At 43.6% G+C, this 1,939-nt stretch carries 2 protein-coding genes; both read left to right on the forward strand.

Features of this window, described 5'->3' with window-relative positions:
* The coding region (locus tag HUU10_15695; GenBank protein NUQ83046.1) for a T9SS type A sorting domain-containing protein at positions 1-228 on the forward strand (228 nt) is incomplete at its 5' end.
* A gap of 221 nt (positions 229-449) precedes the next feature.
* A partial coding sequence (locus tag HUU10_15700) for a CRTAC1 family protein (protein ID NUQ83047.1) occupies positions 450-1,939 on the forward strand: 1,490 nt, incomplete at its 3' end.

The raw sequence follows: 1,939 nt of genomic DNA on the forward strand, positions 1-1,939 counted from the left end.
CCATTCAATCCATCCACACAGTTTGTGGTAACCTTGTCAGAACCCGGCCCCATTACTCTTAGAGTGTTTTCAGTTTTGGGTCAGTTGGTCCGCACACAAACCATTAACGGTGAACCCGGGTTGAATCAGATTCATTTTCTGGCAGATGGACTTAGTTCGGGGAACTACCTGTACCAGATCACCACCCACATGGGGCAGTCAACTGGTATGATGACGTTGAGTAAATAAACAATCGGGGGCAATCGCCCCCTTTTTTCATTATGAAGTTTATTTTTACCATTCTCTCTTTATTTCAAATAACAGTTTCATACAGTCAGACATTTACAGAGATTGCTGGATCTTTTCCTTTTGAATTATACAAACCAGGTGGGATAGCAATCAGGGAAACCAACAACCCATCTGTTCAAATATGGGAAGTAAATGTTACGGGACTTCATTCTTCTTCCGGTGTGTATATTATCGATTTAAAGACAAATCAGGTTTCAGAAATCAGTTCGCAGTATAAAACTGCATTCGACTATCCGAATATCGTGGGGTTTGGTCATCCATACGATTTCAACAATGATGGGAATATGGACCTGGTTGGCTCAGGTGACAAATTAACCGGTAAGGCGTTTATTTATCTGGGAAATCAAACCGTTTTTTACGACATCCAGGATACCCTGGCCCTTCCTCATGGCTGGTGGCGGGAAAGCGGGTATCCCTTCATGCCAGAAGACATTAATGATATCAATTTTGATGGCACCCTTGACCTGGTTATTTCGGATGTTTCTGGCTATGTACCAAACAAAATTTACCTGAATCAGCTTACCCGGTTTGACAGCCTGTCGCTTTATCACTACTTCAATATTTACCTGATGGAGGAATTCTGGCAACTCATGTTTGTGAGTTCCACCCATGACTTTAATGCAGATGGCAAACGCGATTATGTGGTCACCTGGCGTCAACGATCCAATCATTTTTCGTACCAATCCTACTATTACATTTCAGACCAACAGAAAAAGACCTACAAACTGGTTGGTCCCGATATTTTGAGGAATCTGCCGGATACCGACCCAAATGACTATTTTGACTACGATTCCGATGGATTGATTGACCGGATCCGGTTTGCACCATTCTCCTCTGCACTACGATTTCAAAAACGGATCAGACAGGTAAAAAATTACAATGATCACCCGTTTGAAGATAAAACCCGTGATGTATATTTCCTTAATGAATACGATACGACCTGTGAGACGTCCCAAGCGAAATTTGCCGATTTTAATAATGATGGTTACCCAGATATTATTAAACCCAATCTCAGTGGTACTGGTCTCGATATTCTTGTTGCAGAACCGTTCTCAAGAAATCAGATGTGGTACACCAATATCAAGGAAACTGCTCTGACGGTTTTACCCTCGTATTCCTCTGTCCCTGCCTTGTTTGATCTGGATCAGGATGGGGATTTGGATTTTTCCATTGGATATGATCTGTTCGTCCCCAAACCGGACAGACAAAGGATCTACCGGAATAATCTTGATGTATCTAATGGAGATGCCAACTGGATTCAACTCTGGCTGGAAGGAACCAAAAGTCCCCGAACACCCATTGGCGCTCAAATTATTCTGGTAAATACTGATACTACCGGCGGATTCTGGTGGCGCCAGGCAAGAGAATATCGTAACAATCCGGTGAATGGCTATATGGAACATTTTGGCTTGCGTCACCGCACGGTCGTTGATTCGATTATCGTTCTTTGGCCTTCAGGTATGCGGGATACCCTCCTGAACGTTCCTGCCAATCAGCGATTGGTCATCCGGGAAGGCGATACCTACACAGGAATCAACGATTATTCCAGGCCAGAAACCTTTACACTGGGGCAGAATTATCCCAATCCATTCAACCCGCAAACCACCATTTCCTATTCCATCGGTCAACCAGGTATCTATGAGCTGTCTGT

The sequence above is a fragment of the Bacteroidota bacterium genome, assembly GCA_013360915.1.
Classification (GTDB): Bacteria; Bacteroidota; JABWAT01; order JABWAT01; family JABWAT01; genus JABWAT01.